Here is a 22751-nt window from a genome sequence, read left to right as displayed (position 1 = left end):
ACGGGGGTGAAAAGCGCCGCCTCAGCGACGCTCGATCGGCTCGATCACCTGCAACGCGAGGTTGCCTTTGTGCGAGCCCATCTTGACCTTGAAGGCCGGCACGCCGTTGGCGCGCATGATCATGTCTTCCGGCATCTCGACCGGGATCACATCCCCCGGTTGCATGTGCAGGATGTCGCGCAGCTTCAACTGGCGGCGGGCTACGGTGGCACCGATCGGCACGTCGACATCGAGCACGTCTTGGCGCAGGGCGTTGACCCAGCGCTCGTCCTGATCGTCGAGGTCGGACTGGAAACCGGCGTCGAGCATCTCGCGCACCGGCTCGATCATCGAGTACGGCATGGTCACGTGCAGATCGCCGCCACCGCCATCGAGTTCGATGTGGAAGGTGGAGACCACAATCGCTTCGCTCGGGCCGACGATGTTGGCCATGGCCGGGTTCACTTCCGAGTTGATGTACTCGAAATTGACTTCCATGATCGCCTGCCAGGCTTCCTTCAGATCGACGAAAGCCTGCTCGAGCACCATGCGCACTACGCGCAGTTCGGTCGGGGTGAACTCACGCCCTTCGATCTTGGCGTGACGGCCGTCACCACCGAAAAAGTTGTCCACCAGCTTGAACACCAGTTTGGCGTCGAGGATGAACAGCGCGGTGCCGCGCAGCGGTTTGATCTTGACCAGGTTGAGGCTGGTCGGCACGTACAGCGAGTGCACGTATTCGCCGAACTTCATCACCTGCACGCCACCGACAGCCACGTCCGCCGAGCGGCGCAGCATGTTGAACATGCTGATGCGGGTGTAGCGGGCAAAGCGCTCGTTGATCATTTCCAGCGTCGGCATGCGTCCACGGACGATGCGATCCTGGCTGGTCAGGTCGTAGCTTTTGACACTGCCGGGTTCGGCAGCATTATCGGTCTGTACCAGACCATCATCGACGCCATGCAGCAGCGCATCGATTTCATCCTGGGACAGCAGATCCTGCACGGCCATGTCGTGTTCCTACTGCAGTACGAAATTAGTGAAAAGCAACTGTTCGATGACCACTTTGCCCAGTTCTTTCTGCGCCACTTCCTGGACGCTGGCGGTGGCCTTCTGGCGCAACATCTCTTGTCCGACCGGGGTCGCCAGTGTGGCGAAATCCTGACCGGAGAAGAGCATCACCAGGTTGTTGCGGATAACCGGCATGTGCACTTTGAGCGCGTCCAGATCGGCCTGATTACGCGCCAGCATGGTGATGCTAACCTGCATGTAGCGCTGACGGCCGTTCTGGTTGTAGTTGGCAACGAAGGCCGGCGCCATCGGCTCGAAAATCGCCGCCTGCTTGCCGACCGGCGCTGCTTCAGCGGCCTCGGCAGGCTTGCTCTGCGCGCCGTGCATGAAGAACCAGGTCGCCCCGACGGATGCACCAATGGCTACCAGCAACGCCAGCACGATCACGATGATCAGCTTGAGTTTGCCTTTGGTTGCGGGGTCTTTTACTGCTGCAGCTTCGCTCTTCGCCATGCCAATAATCCGTCACTAATCGGGGGTTTCACAGTCGCACGGCAAGGCAAGAGCAAGTGTTATGCCAGAAGTGTCGGAGGTCGAGAACGACGCTAAAGTCAAAAGCACCCTCACCCCAGCCCTCTCCCTACGGGAGAGGGCTGGGGTGAGGTGTAATGGGGCTGGACATCGACCTGCACAACCGAGGTGATTGCAAGTTCAGGACGGGAATCAACAGGTCGCCGAATGTCGAACGGATTCAGCGATGCTCGTTCAGGTCGGCGTAGTTCTTCAAGATTCCCCAATCGGTCCCCTCTCCCTCTGGGAGAGGGCTAGGGTGAGGGGCTCTTGATTTGCTCAGGCGTAATAGTCGACCGCGCTGCTGCCAATTACGCTAGCAGTCTGCGCCGCCACTTCAGCGACAGTAGCCGGTGCCAATTCCTCATCCGCCGAATCCAGGCGTCCGCCGGCAGCGCTGGTCCGGCCACTCTGCCCCTGCTGCGCCTGCTCCTGGCCTTGCTGCCCCTGCCAGCCACGGTTCTGGTCGGCGACGTTGACGTCGACCTGGCCCATGCCCTGCTGGTTGAACATGTCGCGCAGGCGGTGCATCTGGCTGTCGAGCGCTTCACGCACGCTCGGGTGCGCGCTCATGAAGGTGACCTGGGTCTGCTGATCCGGAACCATGTTCACGCGGATATCCAGGCGCCCCAGCTCCGCCGGCTGCAACTGAATGTCGGCGGCCTTCAGGTTGACGCTGGACAGGTACATGACGCGGTTGACCACTTCTTCGGTCCAGCCGCTCTGGTGCATGGCGATCGGCTGATTCACCGGCAGCGCATTCGCGGTTTTCGGCGTAGCGGCCTGGGTCAGTGCCGCCAGACGGTTGGCGAAGTCGTCGACGCGGGTGTCGCTGGTAGCCGATTTCAGATCCTTTAGACCATCGTCGATCAACCCGCTGAAAGCTTGTTCGCCGCCCTGACTGGTGCTGTCCTTGTCGGCCTGCACGTCGAGCATGCTGGCCATGCCGGCGGCAAAGTTCTGCGCGGCGGTCAATTCGCCGTCAGCCTGAGCTTGAGCAGGCGTGGCTTTCGGTTGCGCCTGGCTGGCGGCAGAAATATGCCCGCCCTGCTCCATCGCCATGCGCACGGCCGGCAGAGAATCGAGCGGGTCGGCTGTCGGATCGAATTCGCTGTCGGTGGCCGCCGGATCTTTGACCATGCCCGACACGACCGCCAGTGCAGGCGCTTCGGTTTCCGGCTGGGCTGGCGTGGTGACTGTTGGTGCTTGCACCACAGGCGCTGCCACCAACGGCTGAACGACTTGCGCCAAGGCCGGATCAAGCGCCGGGTCTACAGGCGCGGCATCGGCCACAGGGGTTTGTACCGTTTCAGTGGTGTCATCGGCAGTGGCAGTCGCGTCGTCGCTCGTCGCCGCTTTGTCGGCAGGCAACGCTTTGCCGCTATCGGCAACTGCTGGCTCGGGCGCGGCAGACTGATCTTTGCCGATATCCTTTTTGCCGCTGCTGTCTGCGACCTTATCGCGTGCCGGCTTGACTGAGTTGTCGGCGCTCACGGCAGGCTTGGCCGGCGCCTGATCGGCAAACACTCTGGCGAAGCTGGAGCCCTTGTCCCCGGCGTCTGCGGCCATTGCCGACGATTTGGCAGAGGCGGCTTGCGCCTTGGCCTGAGCGGCGGTCTGAAGAAGAATGTTGGGGGTCGCAGGCATGACACGGTCTCCGCTGCACTGGGATCGTAGGTACAGTTGAGCAAGATGACTGCAAGTGCCGGGCCAGTTTGGCCTGACACTTGCGAAAAGCGCCGGACGGCAGCTTCAGTGGATGTGGGCGTGGTGCTTTTCGCTTTCGTACACCGGGCGTACTTCGGCGAATTCGGAATGGATATCGGCCACCAGTTGAGCGAGCGCTTCCGGACTTTTGTCCTTGGCATTCGACTCAAGGTCCTGGCACAACTCGGCCAGTCGAACCGCGCCCATGTTGCTCGCGCTGCCCTTGAAGCTATGGGCTACATCGGATAGCGCTTTGGCGCTGGTGCTGTCCTGCAACTCGTGCAGGCGGCTTTGCGAATCTGCCAGAAAAGTCTCCAGCAATTCCGTATAGCCGTCCTCCATCACCTCGCGCAAAGTATCGAGGACTTCGCGATCTACATGTGTGTCTGTCACTTGCTCACTCCTTGATCAAGAATGGGCGGATTATGCCTCAATCTCCCAGAAAAACTCCACGCTGGCACTACGACCCTGGTCCGACCAACTGGCGTTGCGCCCCAGTTGCCGGACCAGACCGATGCCGCGTCCCGACAAGCGGACGTTATCCACGGGCTGTTCCATGACCCGCGCCACATCAAAGCCCTTGCCGCTGTCCTCGACGCGAATGACCAGTCGCCCGCCCTCGCCTTGCGGCTGGACCTGCAGATGCACGCGCACGAAACCGTCTTGCAGCGCCTCCAGCCGCGCCGCGCGCATTTCATAGTAGCGGGCGAAACCTGCCGCATCGCGTTTAAGGCTGGAGTCCAGCCCGAGCACGCCGTGCTCCAGGCCATTGGAATACAACTCGGCGAGCACGCTGTACAGCGCTCCGCTTTGCGCGCGCAGGCCATGTACCTCAAGCAGCAACTGCAAGAGGAACGGCAACGGATTGAAACGCCTGAGCGTGGCGCCGCGAAACTCGAAACTGGCCGACCAGTCCAGCGGGCACGACTGGCCGCTGTCGGAATACACCGGCGCCGCGCCGTGGGTCTGCGCCGACTCAAGCAGACTGACCTCGACCATGCTCACATCGTCGCGGGCCTGCCCGCGAAAATCGCGCAGTGCCTGTTCGATGTCCTCGAACAACCGATCCGGCTCGCGGTTCGCCGCAAACACCTGCTGCAAGCGTTCGACGCCGAACAACTGGTCATTGGCATCGCAGGTATCGATCACCCCGTCCGATAACAGAAATACCCGATCATCGACGGCCATCGGATACACATCCGTACGGTCATCGAAGGCTTGCGCGCTGAGAATCCCCAGGGGCAAATGCCGCGCCGGCAACGGCACGCGTTCGCCACTGGCCATGCGATGCAAGTAACCGTCGGGCATGCCGCCGTTCCACACCTCCACCGAACGGCTCTGGAAACTCAGACTGAGCAACGTAGCGCAGCAGAACATGTCCACCGGCAGGATGCGCTTGAGCTTGGCGTTCATCTCACGCAGGGTTTCGGCCAGGCCGTAGCCTTTGGCGGTCATCCCATAAAACACTTCGGCCAGCGGCATCGCCCCCACCGCTGCCGGCAAGCCATGCCCGGTGAAATCGCCGAGCATGACGTGCATGTCACCGGCCGGCGTGTACGCCGCCAGCAACAAGTCACCGTTGAACAGCGCGTAAGGCGATTGCAGGTATCGGATGTTCGGCGCGCTCAGGCAACCGGAATGCGCGACCTTGTCGAACACCGCTTTGGCCACGCGTTGTTCATTGAGCAGATAGTCGTGATGTCTGGCGATCAGATCGCGCTGCTGCAGGACCGTTGCCTGAAGGCGGCGCAAGCGATCCATCGCCTTGATTTTGGCGGCGAGTATCACTTGGTTGTACGGCTTCGCCAGAAAGTCGTCGCCGCCAGCCTCCAGACACCGAGCCAGCGCTTCACTCTCGGTCAGCGAGGTGAGGAAGATGATCGGCACTAATGCTTCACCCGCCAGTGCCTTGATCTGCCGCGCCGCTTCGAAGCCGTCCATCACCGGCATCAGCGCGTCCATCAACACCAGATCGGGCTGCTGCTCTTTGAACGTTTCGACCGCCTCGGCACCATTGGCCGCCGTCAGCACCTGATGGCCCTGACGGCGGACAATGGTCGACAGCAGCAGCCGGTCGGCGGCGCTGTCTTCGGCGATAAGAATGGTCAGCGGCTCTTGCGCCTGCATGGGCGTCAACTGATGTCGAAGAGTTTGTCGAAGTTGGAAATCGCGAGGATTTTCTTCACATCGGAGCTGCTGTTGACGACACGGATATCCGACTCGTCGCCGCCGGCGTGATCACGCAGCAGAAGCAGCATGCCCAGCGCTGAGCTGTCGAGATAAGTGGCCTCTTTGAGGTCGACCACGATGGATTCGGGTTTGTGTGGGAGCCGCTCGTACGACTCGCGAAATTCCTGATGGCGACCGAAATCGAACCGGCCTTTGACGGCGATGGTGAGCTTTTTCTGGTCTGGAGAGACTTCTGTAACGACTGACATTGACTGGCTTCCTTGTCATTGACGAACCTGTACAAGGTGTAGCACCTGGATAGGGTTGGGGCAAGGCGCAACGGTTGAACAAGTGTGGGAGCGAGCCTGCTCGCGAAGGCGTTCTGGCAGTTGACTACAGGGTTGACTGACACGGCGCTTTCGCGAGCAGGCTCGCTCCCACAGGGTTTGGCGGTGTGATTTAGAAGGCATCACGCCGTGGCAAACGCTGTGACAGTTCATCGAGCAGCTTCTGCTCGCGCTTGTCTTCCAGGCGTTGCGCTTCATCACGATAGCGCTGCACCAGTTTGCGCAAACCCTCGACGCGGGCAAACGCCTGCTGCCATTCCTCACGCGCCTTGTCGAGCTTGTTCTGGTGCCAGACCAGGCTCTGCCGTTGCTGGTCGACGGCAGTATCGAGTTGCGCCAGGAAACCCTGAAAACCCAGCAGCCATTGCCCGGTCACGCCGGTGCTGCCGCGCACGATCCACTGCTGCGAGTAATCCAGACGAAAGGCATTGAGGTCGGCCAGTTTGCTTTCGGCAACTTTGACCTGGCCCTGAAAGTAGGCGAGGCGCTGCACGGCGGCTTTCTCGGCCTTTTCGGCCATGTCCACCACCGGTGCCAGGCGCGCGGCGCGGCTGACGGCCATGGCCGGTTACCCGCCCGCCGCAGGGGCGAACAGGGTTTCCAGATAGGCCTGGCTTTCACCCAGATTGATTTTGTCGTTGAGGCCCTGGCGCTGATACCTGACCAATTGTGGTTGCAGGGAAATCGCCAGATCGGTCTCGCGATCGCCACCGGCCACGTAGGCACCGACGCTGATCAAATCACGGCTCTGCTGATAGCGCGACCACAACTGCTTGAAGTACTGCGCGCGCTGCATGTGATCCGGCGAAACCACCGCCGGCATCACCCGGCTGATCGAGGCTTCGATGTCGATCGCCGGATAGTGGCCTTCCTCGGCCAGGCGTCGTGACAGCACGATGTGGCCGTCTAGCACGCCACGCGCCGAGTCGGCAATCGGGTCCTGCTGGTCATCGCCTTCGGACAGTACGGTGTAGAACGCCGTGATCGAGCCACCGCCCTTCTCCGCGTTACCTGCGCGCTCCACCAGCTTCGGCAGTTTGGCGAACACCGAGGGCGGATAACCCTTGGTTGCCGGCGGCTCACCGATGGCCAGCGCGATTTCCCGCTGGGCCTGGGCGAAACGAGTCAGCGAGTCCATCAGCAGCAGAACGTTCTTGCCCTTGTCGCGGAAATACTCGGCGATGCGCGTGCAATACATTGCCGCGCGCATACGCATCAGGGGTGCGTCGTCCGCTGGCGAGGCGACCACTACCGAACGTTTGAGACCTTCTTCACCGAGAATGTGTTCGATGAATTCTTTAACTTCCCGACCACGCTCACCGATCAGGCCGACGACGATGATGTCGGCCTCGGTGAAGCGGGTCATCATGCCCAACAGCACCGATTTACCGACACCGGTACCGGCGAACAGACCCAGACGCTGGCCACGGCCGACCGTCAGCAAACCGTTGATGCAACGGATGCCGACGTCCAGCGGTACGCTGATCGGATCACGGTTGAGCGGGTTGATTGTCGGGCCGTCCATCGGCACCCAGTCTTCGGCTTTCATGCCGCCCTTGCCGTCCAGCGCGCGACCGGCGCCGTCGAGGACACGGCCGAGCATGCTCATGCCCATCGGTAAACGACCGGTATCGGCCAGGGGCACCACGCGGGCGCCCGGGGCAATCCCGGCGACGCTGCCGACCGGCATCAGAAAGACTTTGCTGCCGGAAAAACCCATGACTTCCGCTTCCACCTGGGACGGGTGATAACTGTCGTCATTGATCACCATGCAGCGGGTGCCCATGGCGGCGCGCAGGCCTTCGGCTTCGAGGGTCAGGCCAACCATGCGCAGCAGCCGACCGTCAAGGATCGGCGCGCCGGCAATCTCGGTGGCCTCGGCATAGGTGCTCAGGCGCTTGGCGAAGCTGGTGCGTTCAAGGCGCATCGCTGGCGTCCGCGTGCGGCTCGTCAGAGTCGACAGCCACTGGGGTGTCTTCGGGGATTTCCAGGCTCAAGTCAGGCGCTGCCGGATGCAGGGCTTGCTCGTGCAATTGGTCGAACAGCTTGGCCATGACCTGGGTCACCCGCGATTCGACGCTGGCGTCGATGCGACTGTGCTCGGTTTCAACCCGGCAACCGCCCGGCAACAGCGACTCGTCTTCGACGATGCGCCAGGTTTCTTCGTGGCGTTCGCGCAGGGCTTTGACCTGGGCGAAATCCTGCGGATTGACGTACAGGCGCACGTTTTCCACGCCCAGCGGCAATAGCTTGAGGGCATCGCGCATGACGTGTTCGATCTGCGTCGAATCGATGGCCAGTTCGCGCTTGATCACCTGCTTGGTGATGTGTTGCACGAGGTCAACCAGCGACTTTTCAATCTGGGTGTCTTGCTCGGCGATCGGTTCGAACAGGTTGGCCATCAACAGCTCGAGGCTGGCGATTTTCGCCGCCAGCGCCGTTTCGGCTTCCTGACGCACCTTCAGCGTGGTGCTGTGAAAACCTTCTTTTTCGCCGATGGCGAAGCCCTCGTTGTAAGCCTCCTGACGGATGCTTTCGAGTTCCTCCAGGGTCAGTGGCTGGACTTCTTCCAGCGGCACTTCTTCCATTTCCGGCGGTTCAGGTTCCGGCTCAGGCTCGGGTTCCGGTTTCGGCGGGTCGAAGCTGGGCAGCGCCCAGGATTCGAAACCACGAACATCGCGGGCGCGGATCAGATCCGTCACAGACTCGTCAGGCTTATCCATGGGCTTAGATCATTTCCTCGCCGCCCTTGCCACCCAGCACGATCTCGCCGGCTTCGGCCATACGACGGGCAATAGTGAGGATTTCCTTCTGTGCGGTTTCGACGTCGCTGACGCGCACCGGGCCTTTCGCCTCGAGGTCGTCGCGCAACAGTTCGGCAGCACGCTTGGACATGTTCTTGAAGATCTTTTCCTTGACGCCTTCGTCCGAACCCTTGAGGGCCAGTACCAGCACGTCCGAAGACACTTCGCGCAACAGTGCCTGGATGCCACGGTCGTCGACGTCGGCAAGGTTGTTGAAGACGAACATGAGGTCTTCGATCTGACCGGACAGGTCTTCGTCGACTTCGCGGATCGAGTCCATGAGCTGGCCTTCGATCGAGCTGTCGAGGAAGTTCATGATGTCGGCCGCACGCTTGATGCCACCCAGGGTGGTGCGCGAGGCGTTCGAGTTGCCGGAGAACTGTTTCTCGAGAATCTGGTTGAGTTCTTTCAAGGCGGCCGGTTGCACGGTGTTCAACGACGAGACGCGCAGGATGATGTCCAGACGCACTTTATGGTCGAAGTTGCCGAGCACTTCACCGGCCTGATCCGGGTCGAGGTACGCGACCACGATCGCCTGGATCTGCGGGTGTTCGTAACGGATGACGTCAGCGACTGCGCGCGGCTCCATCCATTTCAGGCTGTCGAGGCCGCTGGTGTTGCCACCGAGCAGGATGCGGTCGATCAGGCCGTTGGCCTTGTCTTCGCCCAGGGCCTGGGTGAGCATCTTGCGCACGTAGTCGTCGGAACCGACGCCGAGGCTGGTCTGATCGCCGACGATGTCGACGAACTCACTCATCACCTGCTCGACCTGTTCGCGATGGACGTTGCCCATCTGCGCCATGGCCACGCCGACGCGCTGAACCTCTTTGGGGCCCATGTGGCGCAGCACTTGCGCAGCATCGGTCGAACCCAGGGACAGCAGCAGAATCGCGGCTTTGTCGACCTTGGTCAGTTTGACGGTGGCGGCTCGGTTATCACTCATCTGCGTTAATCCACTCTTTCACGACCTGAGCCACGCGACCCGGGTCTTCAGCTACCAGACTCTTGATTGCATTCAGCTGCGCGTCATAACCCTCGCTCGGGCTCGGCAACAGAATGCTCTGCGGACCACCGAGGCTCACGCGGTCGTTGGCCAGTTCGCCGTCCAGGCCGCCCATGCCACCGAGTTCCACGTCGCTGCCCAGACCGGCCAGCTCCTTGCCTTTGCCACCGCCGGTGATGTTGTTGAGCACCGGACGCAGCACACCAAACACCAGTACGAGGATGAACAGCACACCCAGCACTTGTTTGACGATGTCCCAGAACCATGGCTGGGAGTAGAACGGAATATCGGCAATCACTTCGCCGCGCTCGGCGGAGAACGGCATGTTGATCACGCTGACGCTGTCGCCACGGCTGGCGTCGAAACCGACGGCGTCCTGCACCAGACGAGTGAAGCGCGCCAATTCGTCGGCGCTCCACGGCGCACGGCTGGTTTCGCCGTTGGCCGGGTTGACCTTGACCTGATCGTCGACCACCACCGACACCGACAGGCGATTGAGACGGCCCTGCTGCTGCTTGGTGTGGCTGATCGAACGGTCGAGCTCGAAGTTCTTGGTGGATTGTTGACGCTTGTCCGCCGGGTACGGTGCGAGCATCGGCTGGCCGGTGGCCGGGTCCATGATCTGCTGACCGTTGGCGTCAACCAGTGGCTGACCCGGCTGGATCATCCCGGCCGGTGCGGCGGTGCCACCGGTGGTCTGCGGCGCCGAGGCAGGCGCCGGTGGCTGGTTGCTCAGGGCACCCGGCACACCTTGCGGACCATTGCTGGCGGTACGTTGTTCGTTGACCGACTGCTCGCTGCGCAACGCCGGTTGGTCCGGGTTGAATTGCTCGGCAGTCGATTCGACGGCACTGAAATCGACGTCGGCCGAAACTTCAGCCTTGTAGCGATCGTTGCCCAGTACCGGTTGCAGAATGTTGTGCACGCGCTGGGTGAGCATGCTTTCCATGCGGCGGCTGTAATCGAACTGCTTGCCGGCCATGGTCATTTCCGAGTTCTCCGCCTGATCGGAGAGCAGGTTGCCCTTCTGATCGACGACGGTGATCTGCGATTTGCTCAACTCGGGCACCGAAGTCGCCACCAGGTTGATGATCGCCACCACCTGACCCGGCTCCAGCGAACGCCCGCTGTACAGCTCGACCAGTACCGAAGCGCTTGGCTTGCGCTCGTCACGGACAAACACCGAACTCTTCGGAATCGCCAGGTGCACGCGGGCACCCTTGACGTTGTTCAGGCTGGAGATGGTCCGCGCCAGTTCGCCTTCGAGGCCGCGACGATAACGGGTCGCTTCCATGAACTGGCTGGTGCCCAGACCCTGTTCCTTGTCGAGGATTTCGAAACCGATGTTGCCGTCGCTGGGAGTGACACCAGCGGCAGCGAGTTTCATCCGCGCACGGGACAGGTCGTCGGCCTTGACCAGCAAGGCGCCGGAATTGGGTTCTACGTTATAGGGAATGTCAGCGGCGGCCAGGGTTTCCATGACCTGCTTGGCGTCCATGCCGGCAAGGCTGCCGTACAGTGGACGGTAATCCGGCTGCTGCGACCACAGCACCACGGCAAAGCCAATCGCCACGCTCGCAGCCAGACCGACCAACAGGCCGACCTGACGCAGCACGGTCATCTGGGAAAGGTTTTCCAGAAAGGACAGGCCGAACAGCGGCGGTTTGCCGTCGATCGGGGTGGCCTTGGCCGGAACGTTATCAGCGACTGCTTCTGCCATGACTTATTTCGCCCTTAAACCGGCATCTGCATGATGTCTTGGTAAGCCTGGACCAGCTTGTTGCGCACCTGGGTCAGAGCCTGGAACGACACGCTGGCTTTTTGCGACGCAATCATGACGTCGGTCAGGTCGACACCGCTCTTGCCGATCTCGAACGCGTTGGCCAGTTGAGTCGACGCCTGCTGGGTATCGCTGACTTTATTGATCGCCTGACCGAGCATGTCGGAAAAGCTGCTGCCCGCGATTTCAGGGACAGCGGCAGTCGATTTACGCGCAGACATGGCATCCACTTTCATGGCCTGCATGTCCATCATCAACCGATTAAATTCAATACCTTGGCTCATGGTCTACTCTCTTGGGCGGCCCGCAATTTTTTGACACTCACTCGGCGGGTACACAGGTATTAGCAACAAGGGTGCCAGCTAGTGGGCACCCTTCTGAGAAAAGCATCTGGAATGTTTTGCAGCATCGATCAGGTGGCGAACAGATAGCCTTCGACGTCCATCCCGGCGTCGCGCATTTGCGCCAGTTTGTAGCGCAGAGTCCGCGGGCTGATGCCGAGCTTTTCGGCAGCTTCCTTGCGCCGGCCACGCTCGGCGCGCAGGGTGTCGATGATCATCTGAAACTCCCGGCGGCGCAGGTCATCGCCCAGGGCGCCGGAGGAGTCCGCCTCGATTTCCACCTCGCGGATCACCGATGCCGCGATCGGCAACGGCGCAAATGTCACCGCACCGCTCAGGCAAAAATCCTGCGGCTGAATCAAACCGCCCTGCTGCAGAATCAGCGCGCGCTGAATGGCGTTGTCCAGTTCACGCACATTGCCCGGCCACGGGTACGCGGTCAGACATGCTTGAGCTTCGGGGGACAGCTTCGCTGCTGCGTGCTTCATTTTATTGACGTGTTTGGCCAGCAACTTTTCCGCCAGCGGCAGGATATCGGCAGTGCGTTCGCGAAGTGGACGCCAGGCCAGAGGGAAAACCGACAAGCGGTAGAACAGGTCTTCGCGGAAACGCCCCGCGGCCACTTCGCCGGCCAGATCGCGGTTGGTCGTGGCGACCACGCGAATATCCAGACTGATCGGCTTGCGCGCGCCCACTCGCTCCACTTCACGCTCTTGCAGAACGCGCAGCAGCTTCGCTTGCAGGCCCAAGGGCATTTCGGAAATTTCGTCGAGCAGAATGGTGCCGCCGTCCGCCTGCTCGAACTTGCCGGCCTGCGAAGCGATGGCGCCGGTGAACGAACCCTTCTCATGACCGAACAATGTCGCTTCGAGCATGTTGTCGGGGATCGCCGCGCAGTTAATTGCGATAAACGGCTGGCTGGCCCGCCGCGATTGCTGGTGGATATAGCGTGCCAGCACCTCTTTACCGGTGCCGGACTCGCCGGAGATCAACACAGTCGAGTCACTGCGCGCGACCCGTGCCGCCAGCTCAAGCAACTGCGCACTGGCCGGTTCAACGGCGACCGGACCGTCCGCTTCGCCCGCGTCAATGCTGCCCAAGGCATGGCGCGCCACCAGATCGAGCAGCGCTTTGGGCTCGAACGGCTTGACCAGATAATCCGCCGCCCCTTGGCGCATCGCATCGACCGCACGCTCGACAGCGCCGTGGGCGGTCATCAGCAGCACCGGCAATTGCGGCTGGCGCGCGCGCAGCAACGCGAGCAATTGGTGACCGTCCATGCCCGGCATGTTGACGTCACTGACCACCAGGCTGAAGGCTTGCTGCGCGACCGCCGTCAGCGCTTCTTCGGCGCTGCCGACGGCGTGATAGTCGTGGCCGGCGAGAAGCAGCGTATCGGCCAGCGCTTCGCGCAACGAACGGTCATCCTCGACCAGCAACACCTTGATGCCCATGACGTTTATTCAACTCCCTGTGCAGCGGAAAACAGTGGCAGGCTGACCTGCGCGCAGGTGCCGCGCCCGACTCGCGAACGCAAGGTCAATTCTCCCTGATGCGCACGGGCCACCGCTTTGACCACTGTCAGGCCGAGGCCGGTGCCGGTGACTTTGGTAGTAAAAAAAGGCTCGCCGAGGCGCGCCAAAACTGTCGGCTCAATGCCGCTGCCGCTGTCGCTGACACACAGACGCAGGGTGTTGCCTCTGGTGTAGCAATGCACTTTCAGGCGCGCTTCGCCGGCGCTGGCCTGAATGGCGTTTTCAATCAGATTCAGTACTGCCCCGACCAGTGTGTCGCGGTTGCACAGCAGCTCACCGGCATGGCTGTCGCACTGCCAGCGAATTGGCAGATCCTGCACATGGGTCAGCGCCGCTGCCTGCAGCGATTGCATTAAGGCATTGGGCGTAATGCGGTCGGTCAGCGGCAATTCACCGCGAGCGAACACCAGCATGTCGCGCACTTGATGTTCGAGTTCGTGCAGACGCTCTTTCAGGCGCCCGGCAAAGCGTTGCTGGGTTTCCACCGGCAATTGCTGTTCGGTCAAATGACTGGCGTAGAGCAAAGCGGCGGACAGCGGTGTGCGAATCTGGTGGGCCAGAGACGCAACCATGCGCCCCAGCGACGACAAACGCTCATGCCGTGCCAGTTGATCCTGAAGATGCCGGGTTTCCGTCAAGTCGTTGAGCAGCACCAACTGCCCCGGCTCGGCATCCAGCGAGCGGGTGGAAATCGACAGGCGTCGACCGTTTTTCAAGGAGATTTCGTGACCGTCGTCTTCGCGGGGAGCGAAGCAACGTGCGATCACATGGCGCCAGAGTTCGCCTTCGAGTGGCGAGCCGAGCAGATCGATGGCGGCCGGGTTGGCTTCGCGCACCAGACCGTGACCGTCAATGACGATGACGCCGCCGGGCAACAGGTCGAGGAGGTTTTGCAGGCGATTGGCCAGGCGTTCTTTTTCCGCCAGCTCCTGCATGCGCTGGGCGCTGACCACGGCCAGCTCACCCTTGAGTTCGGTGACCCGCGCTTCGAGCAGGCTGTAGGAGTCGGTCAGCTGGCTCGACATCTGGTTGAACAGCTGGAAGGCCTGCTCAAGCCCCTGACGACTTGCCTGCTCTACGGACGAGGGCTGCCCCACGATATTGGAGGCAGAAGAGATCTGGGCGGCTTGGGGCATTGGGCTCTCTCGCTTGGCTGACCGTCAGTGAAACGGAACGTTGCGAGGGCTATAGCAATACCCGTGCCTAAAAAAAACCGCTTATAAATGAAGCGCTTGAAAAACAGGCGTCAATCATCCGCCTGTTCGTCTCCTCCAGCCCGGCTCATGCCGTATTTGCGCATCTTCTCGACCAGGGTGGTGCGACGGATGCGCAGACGTTCAGCGGCGCGGGCAACAATGCCATTGGCATCGTCCAGCGCTTGCTGAATCAGGCCCTGCTCCAGACCACCGAGGTAGTCCTTGAGGTCGAGACCTTCCGGCGGCAGCAGTGCACTGGCGCTGAAATCCGGCGTATGGCCGTTGATCGCCACGCGCTCTTCCAGATCGCTGCGCAGGCTGTCGACCATCTGCTCGTCTTCGTCGTCGACGTAGCGGAATTTCTTCGGCAACTCGACCACGCCGATCACGCCGTACGGGTGCATGATCGCCATGCGCTCGACCAGGTTGGCCAGCTCGCGGACGTTGCCCGGCCAGCCGTGACGGCACAGCGACATGATCGCCGCCGAGTTGAAACGGATCGAACCGCGCTTCTCGTGCTCCATGCGCGAGATCAGTTCGTTCATCAGCAGCGGGATGTCTTCGACGCGCTCACGCAGTGGCGCCATCTCGATCGGGAACACGTTCAGGCGATAGTAGAGGTCTTCGCGGAACGAGCCGATCTCGATCATGCTTTCGAGATTCTTGTGCGTTGCGGCAATGATGCGCACGTCGACGCTCTGGGTCTTGTTGCTGCCCACGCGTTCGAAGGTGCGCTCTTGCAATACGCGCAGCAGCTTGACCTGCATCGGCAGCGGCATGTCGCCGATTTCGTCGAGGAACAGCGTACCGCCGTTGGCCAGCTCAAAGCGCCCGGCACGGCTGGTGATCGCGCCAGTGAAAGCGCCCTTCTCGTGGCCGAACAGTTCGCTTTCGAGCAGCTCTGCAGGGATCGCCCCGCAGTTGACCGGCACGAACGGCGCGTCGCGGCGCTTGGAGTGGTAATGCAGGTTGCGCGCGACCACTTCCTTGCCGGTGCCGGACTCGCCGAGGATCAGCACGCTGGCGTCGGTATCGGCCACTTGCTGCATCATCTGCCGCACGTGCTGAATCGCACGGCTGGTGCCGACAAGACTGCGGAAAAGATTAGGTTCGCGATGACGGCCGCGTTCGCGGGCCTGGTCGTACATTTCGCGATAGACCTGGGCGCGGTGCAGCGAATCGAGCAATTTGCTGTAGCTGGGCGGCATTTCCAGGGTCGACAGCACGCGGCGACGCTGGTCTTCAGGCAGGTCAACGGAAGAATTATCGCCCATTAACAAAACCGGAAGGAACTCATCCCAGGTTGCGAGTGTCTTTAGCAAGCCCAAAAGCGCGCCAGGAGCATTAACCGTCCCGATCAGTACGCAAATGACCTCACGACTAGACGACAAAGAGCCGACAGCCTGCTGCCAGTCATGGCTGCCGCAGGGTAAATTTTCTTCGCCAAGAAAATTCAGAATCACCGCCAGGTCGCGGCGGCGGACGCTATCGTCATCGATCAGCAGAATTTTGGTTTCACGCCACATGCAATAGCAACTTCCCTAGTCAACTCAATGCCCGAAAAATAAGGCAAGCGAGACGCTTGCAGGACACCATGTGCCTGTAGACGCCCTAAACCTGATAATAGCCACTAGTTAAGTCAAAAAACCGTGCACAGTCAAATTTATGGCGCACATCTCTGGTTTAACTGACGGTTAATCAACCAAACAGATGGTAAACCTTTGCAGCCTTTTGCGCTTGGGTGATCTGCGACATCTCGTTGGCTATCGCCTGCCGCTCGCCCATTGCTACCTCGAGAAGCTCTTTGTAGACGAATAGCAGCTCCTCAAGGTTGTCGCGCAGTGCCACTTCGTCCAGCGAAGCTTCCGCCATGACGTCTTCCATGCAGGAACGGCAAGCCAGATCCAACTCACCAATGGCTTCCCAGTTTCGTTCGGCCAATGCTCCGACCAACGCTTCACGGGTATCGGCAATTCGCTGCAATACAAGACTCATGGTGCTCTCCTTCAGAACTGCGGAGCCGGCACGGGCGCGATGGCGTCCCAGCCTTCTTTTACCGTTGTCAGCAGACCGGCCACTTCATCAAGGACACGCGGATCACTGCTGATGTTGGCCTCGGCGAGGCGCTTCATCATGTAGATGTACAGGCCATCCAGATCGGCCAGAGCCTCGGCGTTGTTCTCAAGATCGAGACCTTCACGCAGGCCACTGACAATGCCGATGGCCTTGCTGATCGCCGTGCACTTGCCGGGAATGTCCTTGCGCTCGATGGCGCCCTTGGCCTGAGCAATACGGGCCAGGCCACCTTCCATCAACATTTGCACCAGGCGGTGCGGGCTCGCTTCGGACGTCTGCGCATGGGCGCCGACTTTCTGGTACTGCCGAAGGGCTAACATCGGGTTCATGTTCTACCTCATTGCCACGTTGACTCGTATAACCAGTGTATCGCCAACCGGTCCGAAAACTTTAGATCAAAAGACAAAAACCCGGCGCACGCCGATAAAGCGTAGCCGGGTTTTTGTCGTTACTGACTGTTACTTCGCCGACTGCTGAGCGTTCAGCGAGCTGAAGAACGACGTGATGTTGCTCGCCGTTGCCTTCATCTGGCCGACCAGCAAGTCCATGGCGTTGTACTTGGCGGTCAACGTCTTGGTCAGGTTGGCGACACGCAAATCCAGCGCCAGCTGCTGGTTGGTTAGATTGCGTGTGTTGTTGTTCAGAATGGTCAGACGCTGATCGAGCAAACCGCTGGTAACCTTGCTACCCGCTGGAGCTTTGAGGTACGGATCAACCGCCGCCTTCATGCGCGCCAACAGACCGTTGGTATCGTCGGTCCCGGTGAACAGTTGCTGAACCTGGCCAGTCATGCCCGGCTGATCCATGGTTTTGTTGAACGCAGCGGTATCAAACGTCAGGTTACCGGTGTTGCGATCGGTCATCACACCCAACTGCGACAACACCGCCAGCGGTCCGCCAGCGCCCACTGCCGTCAACTGCTCACGGATATCGGCAATCAACGAACGTGGCAGCGAGTCACCGGTGAAGGCTGCCTGCACAGTCAGTTTGCCGTCTGCGTCCGGCGTCGCCTTGGACAGCGTGTCAACGGTATTCTTCAGCGCATTGTAAGCGTCGACAAACGTCTGAATCGAAGTCTGCAGCCCCTTGGTATTGGCATCGACGCTGATGACGGTCGGCGTGCCATTGAGCGGCGTTGCCGTGGTCAGATTCAAGGTCAGGCCACTGATCGCGCCGCTTACCGTGTTGCTCTTGCTGGTTACCGTCAGACCGTCGATGGTCAGCTCGGCATTTTGCGCAACGCCGTTGACCGCGCCCGAAGCACCGGCGGCCGGGCTGGTACCCATCAGCTGGGTACCATCGATTTCCAGACCGGCAATACCGCTAACGGTCAGATCGGAACCTGCGCCGGTCTTGCTTGAGCTGATAACGAGGCGCGAGGAACCGGAGCTGTCGGTGACGATGTTGGCGGAAATGCCGTTGGCGCCCTGAGCCTTGTTAATGGCGTCACGGGTGGTCTGCAAGGTGGCATTGGCGGGGATGTCGACGTTGTAATCAGTGCCATTCTGACTGATTTTCAGGGTACCACTCGGAATGGCACTGGCGGCGCCGCCGGCAAAGGAAGCACTGGCGATTTTCGAGCCCGTGGCCAGCTTGTTCACCACCACATTGTATTTGCCCGCAACCGCGGTGCTATCGGAGGTGGCACTGAGAATATCGGTATTGCCCGACGTCGCCGCAAAGCCGGCAAACGCAGGGTTGGTCTTGCTGCTCAGGTTGGTCATCGCCGTCTGGAATGCGGTCAGCGCACTCTTCAACGAACCGACACCGGAGATCTTCAGGCTATTGGTCTTGGTAGCAGTATCGATCTGCGTCTGCTTGGCAGACTTGTCGGCGTTGACCAGCGCGGTCACGATCGCGCCGATGTCCAGGCCGGAACCCAGTCCGGAACCCGGTAGAATTGGACTTGCCATGTGCATCTCCCTTCAGATTGTTGCCATTCTTTTGACCGTTACACGCGTCCTGAGAATGGGCAAACACTATTCATGCCAGCTATCAGACTTTGGCGTCGAACAACACGTGGCTTGCATTGGCCAGGCTGTCTGCGAGCTTAAGGGCTTCGGCGGAAGGAATCTGTCGAACGACTTCACCCGTCTCGCTCGCGATCACCTTGACGATGACCTTGCCGGAATGCTCGTCGATCGAGAACTCCAGATTACGCTTGATCGACTGGACGAACTTTTCTATCTCTTGCACCGCCAGTTTCAACTTGGCGCCGTCCGCATCCTGATCCTTGGCAGCGACCGGTGCTTCAGTCTTTTGGACTTTAGGCAGCTCTGACGGTTTGTCAGCAACCGGTGGCACTGGCTTGGGAGCCGGATAAGACACGTTAAGCTTTACGCTCATGTCCATGCCCATCACCTCTTAACGTAAAAAAGCGAGAGAGCACGACAAGCGCACTCCCCCGCTTAAACTCATTCCGAAATTACTGAAGCAGCTTCAGTACAGCGGAAGGCAGTTGGTTGGCTTGAGCCAGTACGGAGGTCGAAGCTTGCTGCAGAGTCTGCTGCTTGGTCAGGTTAGCAGTTTCTGCGGCGAAGTCGGTGTCCTGTACACGACCCTGAGCAGCGGTGGTGTTTTCAGTGATGTTCTGCAGGTTGGAGATGGTGCTGGTCAGACGGTTTTGCGAAGCACCCAGGCTGGCACGGGTTGCACCGATTGCAGCGATAGCGGCGTCGATTGCAGTGATCGCGTTGTCGATGTTCTGCGAAGCAGAACCAGCACCAGTACCCGAAGTACCGGTCAGAACTACAGTACCGCTACCTACCGACAGGCTGACGGCGTCGAACTTGGAGCTCAGTACCAGGTCGATGTGGTTAGCCGAACCGGTGTTTGCGCCAACTTGCAGGGTCACAGTACCAGCCGAACCGTCCAGCAGGTTTTTGCCGTTCAGGTTGGTAGCAGCCGAGATACGGGTGATTTCGTCAGACATCTGAGCGAATTCAGCGTTGGTAGCGGTCTGGTCAGCAGTGCCGTTGGTACCGTTACGAGCTTTAACAGCCAGTTCACGCATACGCTGCAGGATGTCGGTCGAAGCTTGCAGAGCGCCTTCAGCGGTCTGGGCAACGGAGATACCGTCGTTGGCGTTCTGGATGGCCTGGGTGTTACCGCGGATCTGCGAGGACATACGGTTGGAGATCTGCAGGCCAGCGGCGTCGTCTTTGGCGCTGTTGATTTTCAGGCCGGAAGACAGGCGCTGCATCGAAGTGGACAGAGCGTCGGAAGCGCGGTTCAGGTTTTTCTGAACGTTCAACGATGTGGTGTTGGTGTTTACTGTTAAAGCCATGACGAATTCCTCGTTGGTTGGGTACTGCGGCTTCCGGCCCTGGCAACCGCCGGGTATGGCCTAGAGAACCTTCGTAATAGTTATCGTCGGGTTTGCAGGTTGCTTGAGGGCTTTTTGAAAAAATTTTGCCATCACCACGCCACCCCCGAGAAAACAAAGACTTAGCAGCACATCCAGCGCGAAAAAATGACGTCATAAAACCGCCTGTAACGCAAAGCCGCGGGCCAGCGCTGCGCAGCGGTTCAGCGCCTGGCACTTTCCAGCAATTCGACCAGTTCGTATTCCATATAGTCAGCCAGGCCCAACCAGTCCTGGCGCTCCTGACAGTCGAGCATTTGCGTGAGCACCTGTGCCCACGCCTGCTGGATATCCACTGAGGCAGACGCCAGACATTGCTGGGCCTGCTCGAATACATCGACCATCGTCAGTGCCGCCTCAACGTCCCGCCCAAGGCGAAACAACGCGGCACACTGACGACACTGATCCTGACACTGACTCAGCGCACTCATTGCACGAACTCCGTATTGAAAGCGGTCCCGGCAATCAATGCACCGGCGCGGCTGCTGTTGAGAAATTCGACCTTTGGATGCGCAGCGATATAACGCTCAAGCACACACAGATAGCCGCGAAAATTCAGCTGAGTGCTGACGCGCTGACCGTGGCCATCGCGCACCCAGTGCCGCGCTTGGTTCACCGGTGGTCCGAGATCGCCGTCATTCCAACCGGCGTGAGTCTTGTTCATCGGGAAAGCGAAGTCGGCGCCAAACAGAGTGATGCGCCTCGCGCCCATTTTTACCGCGAGATCCACCGCCGGATGAATCACGCTGCCGCCGACGTGCAGCTCGCCGCGTGGATACTGTTCTTTCAGCTCGGCATAGATCGGGCTGGCCGAATAGCCGCCATAGCGCTTGCCCTTCCATGCCTTCAATACCTGCGGGTCGCTCATCGGCAGGTACACCAGGGTAATGCCGTCAGACGTCTCGAAGGGCAGATGCCGAAAGCCGATGCGCTGATCGATGCTCACCACCAGATCAGGCACGATGCCGTGCTCACGTAGCGGTCGATAAGCGGTATCAACACAGATGAACAACGGCCGCTCGGCACGCTGACGGATCGCCGCCAGACGTTCGAAATGCTGCTCCAGTGTCGGTCCGGTGGCGATCACGTAGACTTCGCGCCCGGCGCAGCTGCCGAACAACTGCGCGACATCGTCATCGCCAAGCAACACCGGCAGACATTCCTGCAAGCGTTGCCGGATTTCTGGCGACTGCGGATCGAAATCACGATTGTTGAACGTCAGGTGCACTTCATTGATCAGCCGGTCGCGGATCTTCGCGTTGAAGTCATCGGCCAGCAGCATCTCGGCCGGCAAGGCAAAGAATGGCGTGAAGAAGTCAGGATGATCACCGGCGTAAAACAGTTCGACCCGAGGATCCTGCAGCCACTGGCGCTGATCGAGCAGTTGCAGTACCAGCGCGAACAGCGCGCCGTTGAGGATGTGCACGTACAGTTTTTCCAGGTCTGCGCGATCGAGCAGCACGCCGGGCAAATCGCCCAGGCCGGTGCCATAGACATGCAGATGCGGTTTTGCCGGCAGGCTTGCCGCCTGAACCTGCGCCTCATGCAGACGATCATGGCGACTGGTCAACTGAATGCCGTCAACGCTCAGCGTCGAGCCCAGCCCTTGCACGAGTTCGACCTGTACGGACGCGCTGTCTTCGGCCATCAATCGCTCGAACAGCGCCGGCCAGCGCCGTTGCAACACCTCGGCATTGGCTTGGAAAAACTCGCTCATGGCGCCTCGCGCTCCTTCTCGGGCAAAAAAATAGCGTTGAAGGTTAACCTTGAACGCTATTTTTGTATCAGTGCTTTTTGCTCGGGCTTACGGACGATAAATGATCGCCGAGCCCCATGACAGGCCCACACCAAAACCGCTCAGCGCAACGCGCTGCCAGTCGGAATCAAGCACGTGTTTTTCCAGCAGCAGCGGAATGCTCGACGACACGGTGTTGCCGGTTTCGACCATGTCCTTGATGAACTTCTCCGGCTCGCCTTCGAAGCGTCGCGCCACGGCGTCGACTATCGCCGCGCTGCCCTGGTGAATGCAGAATGCGTCGATGTCATCGGCCTTGAGATTGGAATCGTCGAGCAACTCGTGCAGGTGCGCCGGGACTTTCAGCAATGCGAAGTTGAACACCTGACGACCGTTCATGAAGAACACGCCGTTGCTGACTTTCAAATGCGGTGCGCCGGAACCGTCGGTGCCGAACTTGGCCTTGCCCAGCGCCCAGGTCGGGTTTTCGCCCATCCACGTAGCGGTGGCGGCATCGCCAAACAGCATGGTGGTGTTGCGGTCTTCCGGGTCAACGATTTTCGAATACGGGTCAGCGGTGATCAGCAGGCCGTTCTTCAGGCCGGCGGCTTCCATGAAGCCCTTGATCGCGTAGATGCCGTAGACGTAACCGGAGCAGCCCAAAGAGATATCGAACGCTGCGACATTGGTCGGCAGGCCGAGTTTGTCCTGGACGATTGCTGCTGTGTGCGGCAGGCCTTCTTCGTCACCGTTTTGCGTGACGACAATCAACGCGTCGATCGATTCACGCTTCAGTTCAGGATTGCTGGCGAACAGCGCATTGGCCGCTTCCACGCACAGGTCGGAAGTTTCCTGCTCAGCGTCTTTGCGCGGCAGGAACGCCGAACCGATCTTGCCAAGGATGAACTCTTCATCCTTTTCGAATTTTGCACCTTGTGCGTAATTGTCCACGCCGGCTACAGGAACGTAGCTCGCAATGCTTTTTATGCCAATCATTACGGCTTCCCAATAAAAAACAGCCCAAAACCACCGCTCGCAAGGATTCGAGGGGCGCCGACAAACAGAAAACGGCCGCCACGACGGGCAGCCACGGGAAGCGCAAAGGGCTATCACTGGAACCGCAAAACGGGCCAG

General features: G+C 60.2%; 23 protein-coding genes. All 23 read right to left on the bottom strand.

Annotation, left to right across the window (positions count from 1 at the left end; translation table 11 throughout):
* Positions 1–21: 21 nt before the first annotated feature.
* The 23 genes from fliM to D8U61_RS27560 all read right to left on the bottom strand — a co-directional run bounded on the left by fliM (position 22) and on the right by D8U61_RS27560 (position 22613).
* Positions 22–990 carry a flagellar motor switch protein FliM gene (fliM, locus tag D8U61_RS27675; RefSeq protein ID WP_003222890.1) on the bottom strand — a complete coding sequence of 323 codons (969 nt, stop codon included), beginning with the start codon at positions 988–990 and terminating at the stop codon, positions 22–24.
* A gap of 9 nt (positions 991–999) precedes the next feature.
* A complete protein-coding gene (gene fliL / locus D8U61_RS27670; protein ID WP_016771071.1) occupies positions 1000–1503 on the bottom strand; it encodes a flagellar basal body-associated protein FliL in 504 nt (167 codons plus the stop codon).
* A 336-nt stretch (positions 1504–1839) separates the two neighbouring features.
* Positions 1840–3207 (bottom strand): flagellar hook-length control protein FliK, encoded by a 1368-nt coding sequence (locus D8U61_RS27665; RefSeq protein ID WP_130928055.1) that lies wholly within the window; start codon positions 3205–3207, stop codon positions 1840–1842.
* Positions 3208–3312: 105 nt separating this feature from the next.
* Complete coding sequence (locus D8U61_RS27660) at positions 3313–3660, bottom strand: Hpt domain-containing protein (RefSeq protein ID WP_130901802.1); 348 nt, start codon at positions 3658–3660, stop codon at positions 3313–3315.
* Positions 3661–3690: 30 nt separating this feature from the next.
* Complete coding sequence (locus tag D8U61_RS27655; protein WP_130928054.1) at positions 3691–5394, bottom strand: fused response regulator/phosphatase; 1704 nt, start codon at positions 5392–5394, stop codon at positions 3691–3693.
* 5 nt (positions 5395–5399) lie between these two features.
* On the bottom strand, positions 5400–5705 hold the full coding sequence (locus D8U61_RS27650; RefSeq protein WP_016771075.1) for an STAS domain-containing protein: 306 nt from the start codon (positions 5703–5705) through the stop codon (positions 5400–5402).
* A gap of 190 nt (positions 5706–5895) precedes the next feature.
* Positions 5896–6345, bottom strand: coding sequence for a flagellar export protein FliJ (gene fliJ, locus D8U61_RS27640; protein WP_016771076.1), 450 nt, complete (start codon positions 6343–6345; stop codon positions 5896–5898).
* 6 nt (positions 6346–6351) lie between these two features.
* Positions 6352–7710 carry a flagellar protein export ATPase FliI gene (fliI, locus tag D8U61_RS27635; RefSeq protein WP_130928052.1) on the bottom strand — a complete coding sequence of 453 codons (1359 nt, stop codon included), beginning with the start codon at positions 7708–7710 and terminating at the stop codon, positions 6352–6354.
* The gene (gene fliH, locus D8U61_RS27630) at positions 7700–8506 is read right to left on the bottom strand and encodes a flagellar assembly protein FliH (RefSeq protein WP_130928051.1); all 807 of its coding nucleotides are present in this window, start codon (positions 8504–8506) and stop codon (positions 7700–7702) included. The genes fliI and fliH overlap by 11 nt, the downstream gene beginning before the upstream one ends.
* A 4-nt stretch (positions 8507–8510) precedes the next feature.
* Positions 8511–9530: a flagellar motor switch protein FliG gene (fliG, locus tag D8U61_RS27625; RefSeq protein WP_016771079.1), complete on the bottom strand. Its 1020-nt coding sequence runs from the start codon at positions 9528–9530 to the stop codon at positions 8511–8513.
* A complete protein-coding gene (gene fliF / locus D8U61_RS27620; RefSeq protein WP_016771080.1) occupies positions 9523–11310 on the bottom strand; it encodes a flagellar basal-body MS-ring/collar protein FliF in 1788 nt (595 codons plus the stop codon). The genes fliG and fliF overlap by 8 nt, the downstream gene beginning before the upstream one ends.
* Positions 11311–11324: 14 nt before the next feature.
* Entirely contained in the window at positions 11325–11654 is a 330-nt protein-coding gene (fliE, locus tag D8U61_RS27615) for a flagellar hook-basal body complex protein FliE (RefSeq protein WP_016771081.1), read from the bottom strand.
* Positions 11655–11782: 128 nt separating this feature from the next.
* Positions 11783–13165 carry a sigma-54 dependent transcriptional regulator gene (locus D8U61_RS27610; protein WP_130928050.1) on the bottom strand — a complete coding sequence of 461 codons (1383 nt, stop codon included), beginning with the start codon at positions 13163–13165 and terminating at the stop codon, positions 11783–11785.
* 5 nt (positions 13166–13170) lie between these two features.
* The gene (locus tag D8U61_RS27605) at positions 13171–14382 is read right to left on the bottom strand and encodes an ATP-binding protein (protein ID WP_130928049.1); all 1212 of its coding nucleotides are present in this window, start codon (positions 14380–14382) and stop codon (positions 13171–13173) included.
* A gap of 110 nt (positions 14383–14492) precedes the next feature.
* The gene (locus D8U61_RS27600) at positions 14493–15968 is read right to left on the bottom strand and encodes a sigma-54 dependent transcriptional regulator (protein WP_016771084.1); all 1476 of its coding nucleotides are present in this window, start codon (positions 15966–15968) and stop codon (positions 14493–14495) included.
* Positions 15969–16140: 172 nt separating this feature from the next.
* The gene (locus D8U61_RS27595; RefSeq protein WP_016771085.1) at positions 16141–16437 is read right to left on the bottom strand and encodes a hypothetical protein; all 297 of its coding nucleotides are present in this window, start codon (positions 16435–16437) and stop codon (positions 16141–16143) included.
* A gap of 11 nt (positions 16438–16448) precedes the next feature.
* Positions 16449–16847: a flagellar export chaperone FliS gene (gene fliS, locus D8U61_RS27590; protein WP_041479013.1), complete on the bottom strand. Its 399-nt coding sequence runs from the start codon at positions 16845–16847 to the stop codon at positions 16449–16451.
* Positions 16848–16976: 129 nt separating this feature from the next.
* Positions 16977–18431, bottom strand: a complete 1455-nt coding sequence (gene fliD, locus D8U61_RS27585; RefSeq protein WP_024012100.1) for a flagellar filament capping protein FliD — start codon at positions 18429–18431, stop codon at positions 16977–16979.
* 82 nt (positions 18432–18513) lie between these two features.
* Complete coding sequence (locus tag D8U61_RS27580; RefSeq protein WP_024012099.1) at positions 18514–18870, bottom strand: flagellar protein FlaG; 357 nt, start codon at positions 18868–18870, stop codon at positions 18514–18516.
* 73 nt (positions 18871–18943) lie between these two features.
* Entirely contained in the window at positions 18944–19804 is an 861-nt protein-coding gene (locus tag D8U61_RS27575; protein ID WP_016771090.1) for a flagellin domain-containing protein, read from the bottom strand.
* A 242-nt stretch (positions 19805–20046) separates the two neighbouring features.
* Positions 20047–20313, bottom strand: a complete 267-nt coding sequence (locus D8U61_RS27570) for a hypothetical protein (protein ID WP_076566579.1) — start codon at positions 20311–20313, stop codon at positions 20047–20049.
* A complete protein-coding gene (locus D8U61_RS27565) occupies positions 20310–21599 on the bottom strand; it encodes a 6-hydroxymethylpterin diphosphokinase MptE-like protein (protein ID WP_130928048.1) in 1290 nt (429 codons plus the stop codon). The genes D8U61_RS27570 and D8U61_RS27565 overlap by 4 nt, the downstream gene beginning before the upstream one ends.
* An 87-nt stretch (positions 21600–21686) precedes the next feature.
* Positions 21687–22613, bottom strand: a complete 927-nt coding sequence (locus D8U61_RS27560; protein WP_016771093.1) for a ketoacyl-ACP synthase III — start codon at positions 22611–22613, stop codon at positions 21687–21689.
* Positions 22614–22751: the final 138 nt, after the last annotated feature.

This window comes from Pseudomonas sp. Sample_14 (genome assembly GCF_004307515.1).
Lineage (GTDB): Bacteria > Pseudomonadota > Gammaproteobacteria > Pseudomonadales > Pseudomonadaceae > Aquipseudomonas > Aquipseudomonas atacamensis.
The sequence above is the reverse complement of the archived record's forward strand: the minus strand, read 5'-3'. Positions and strand labels throughout refer to the sequence as shown.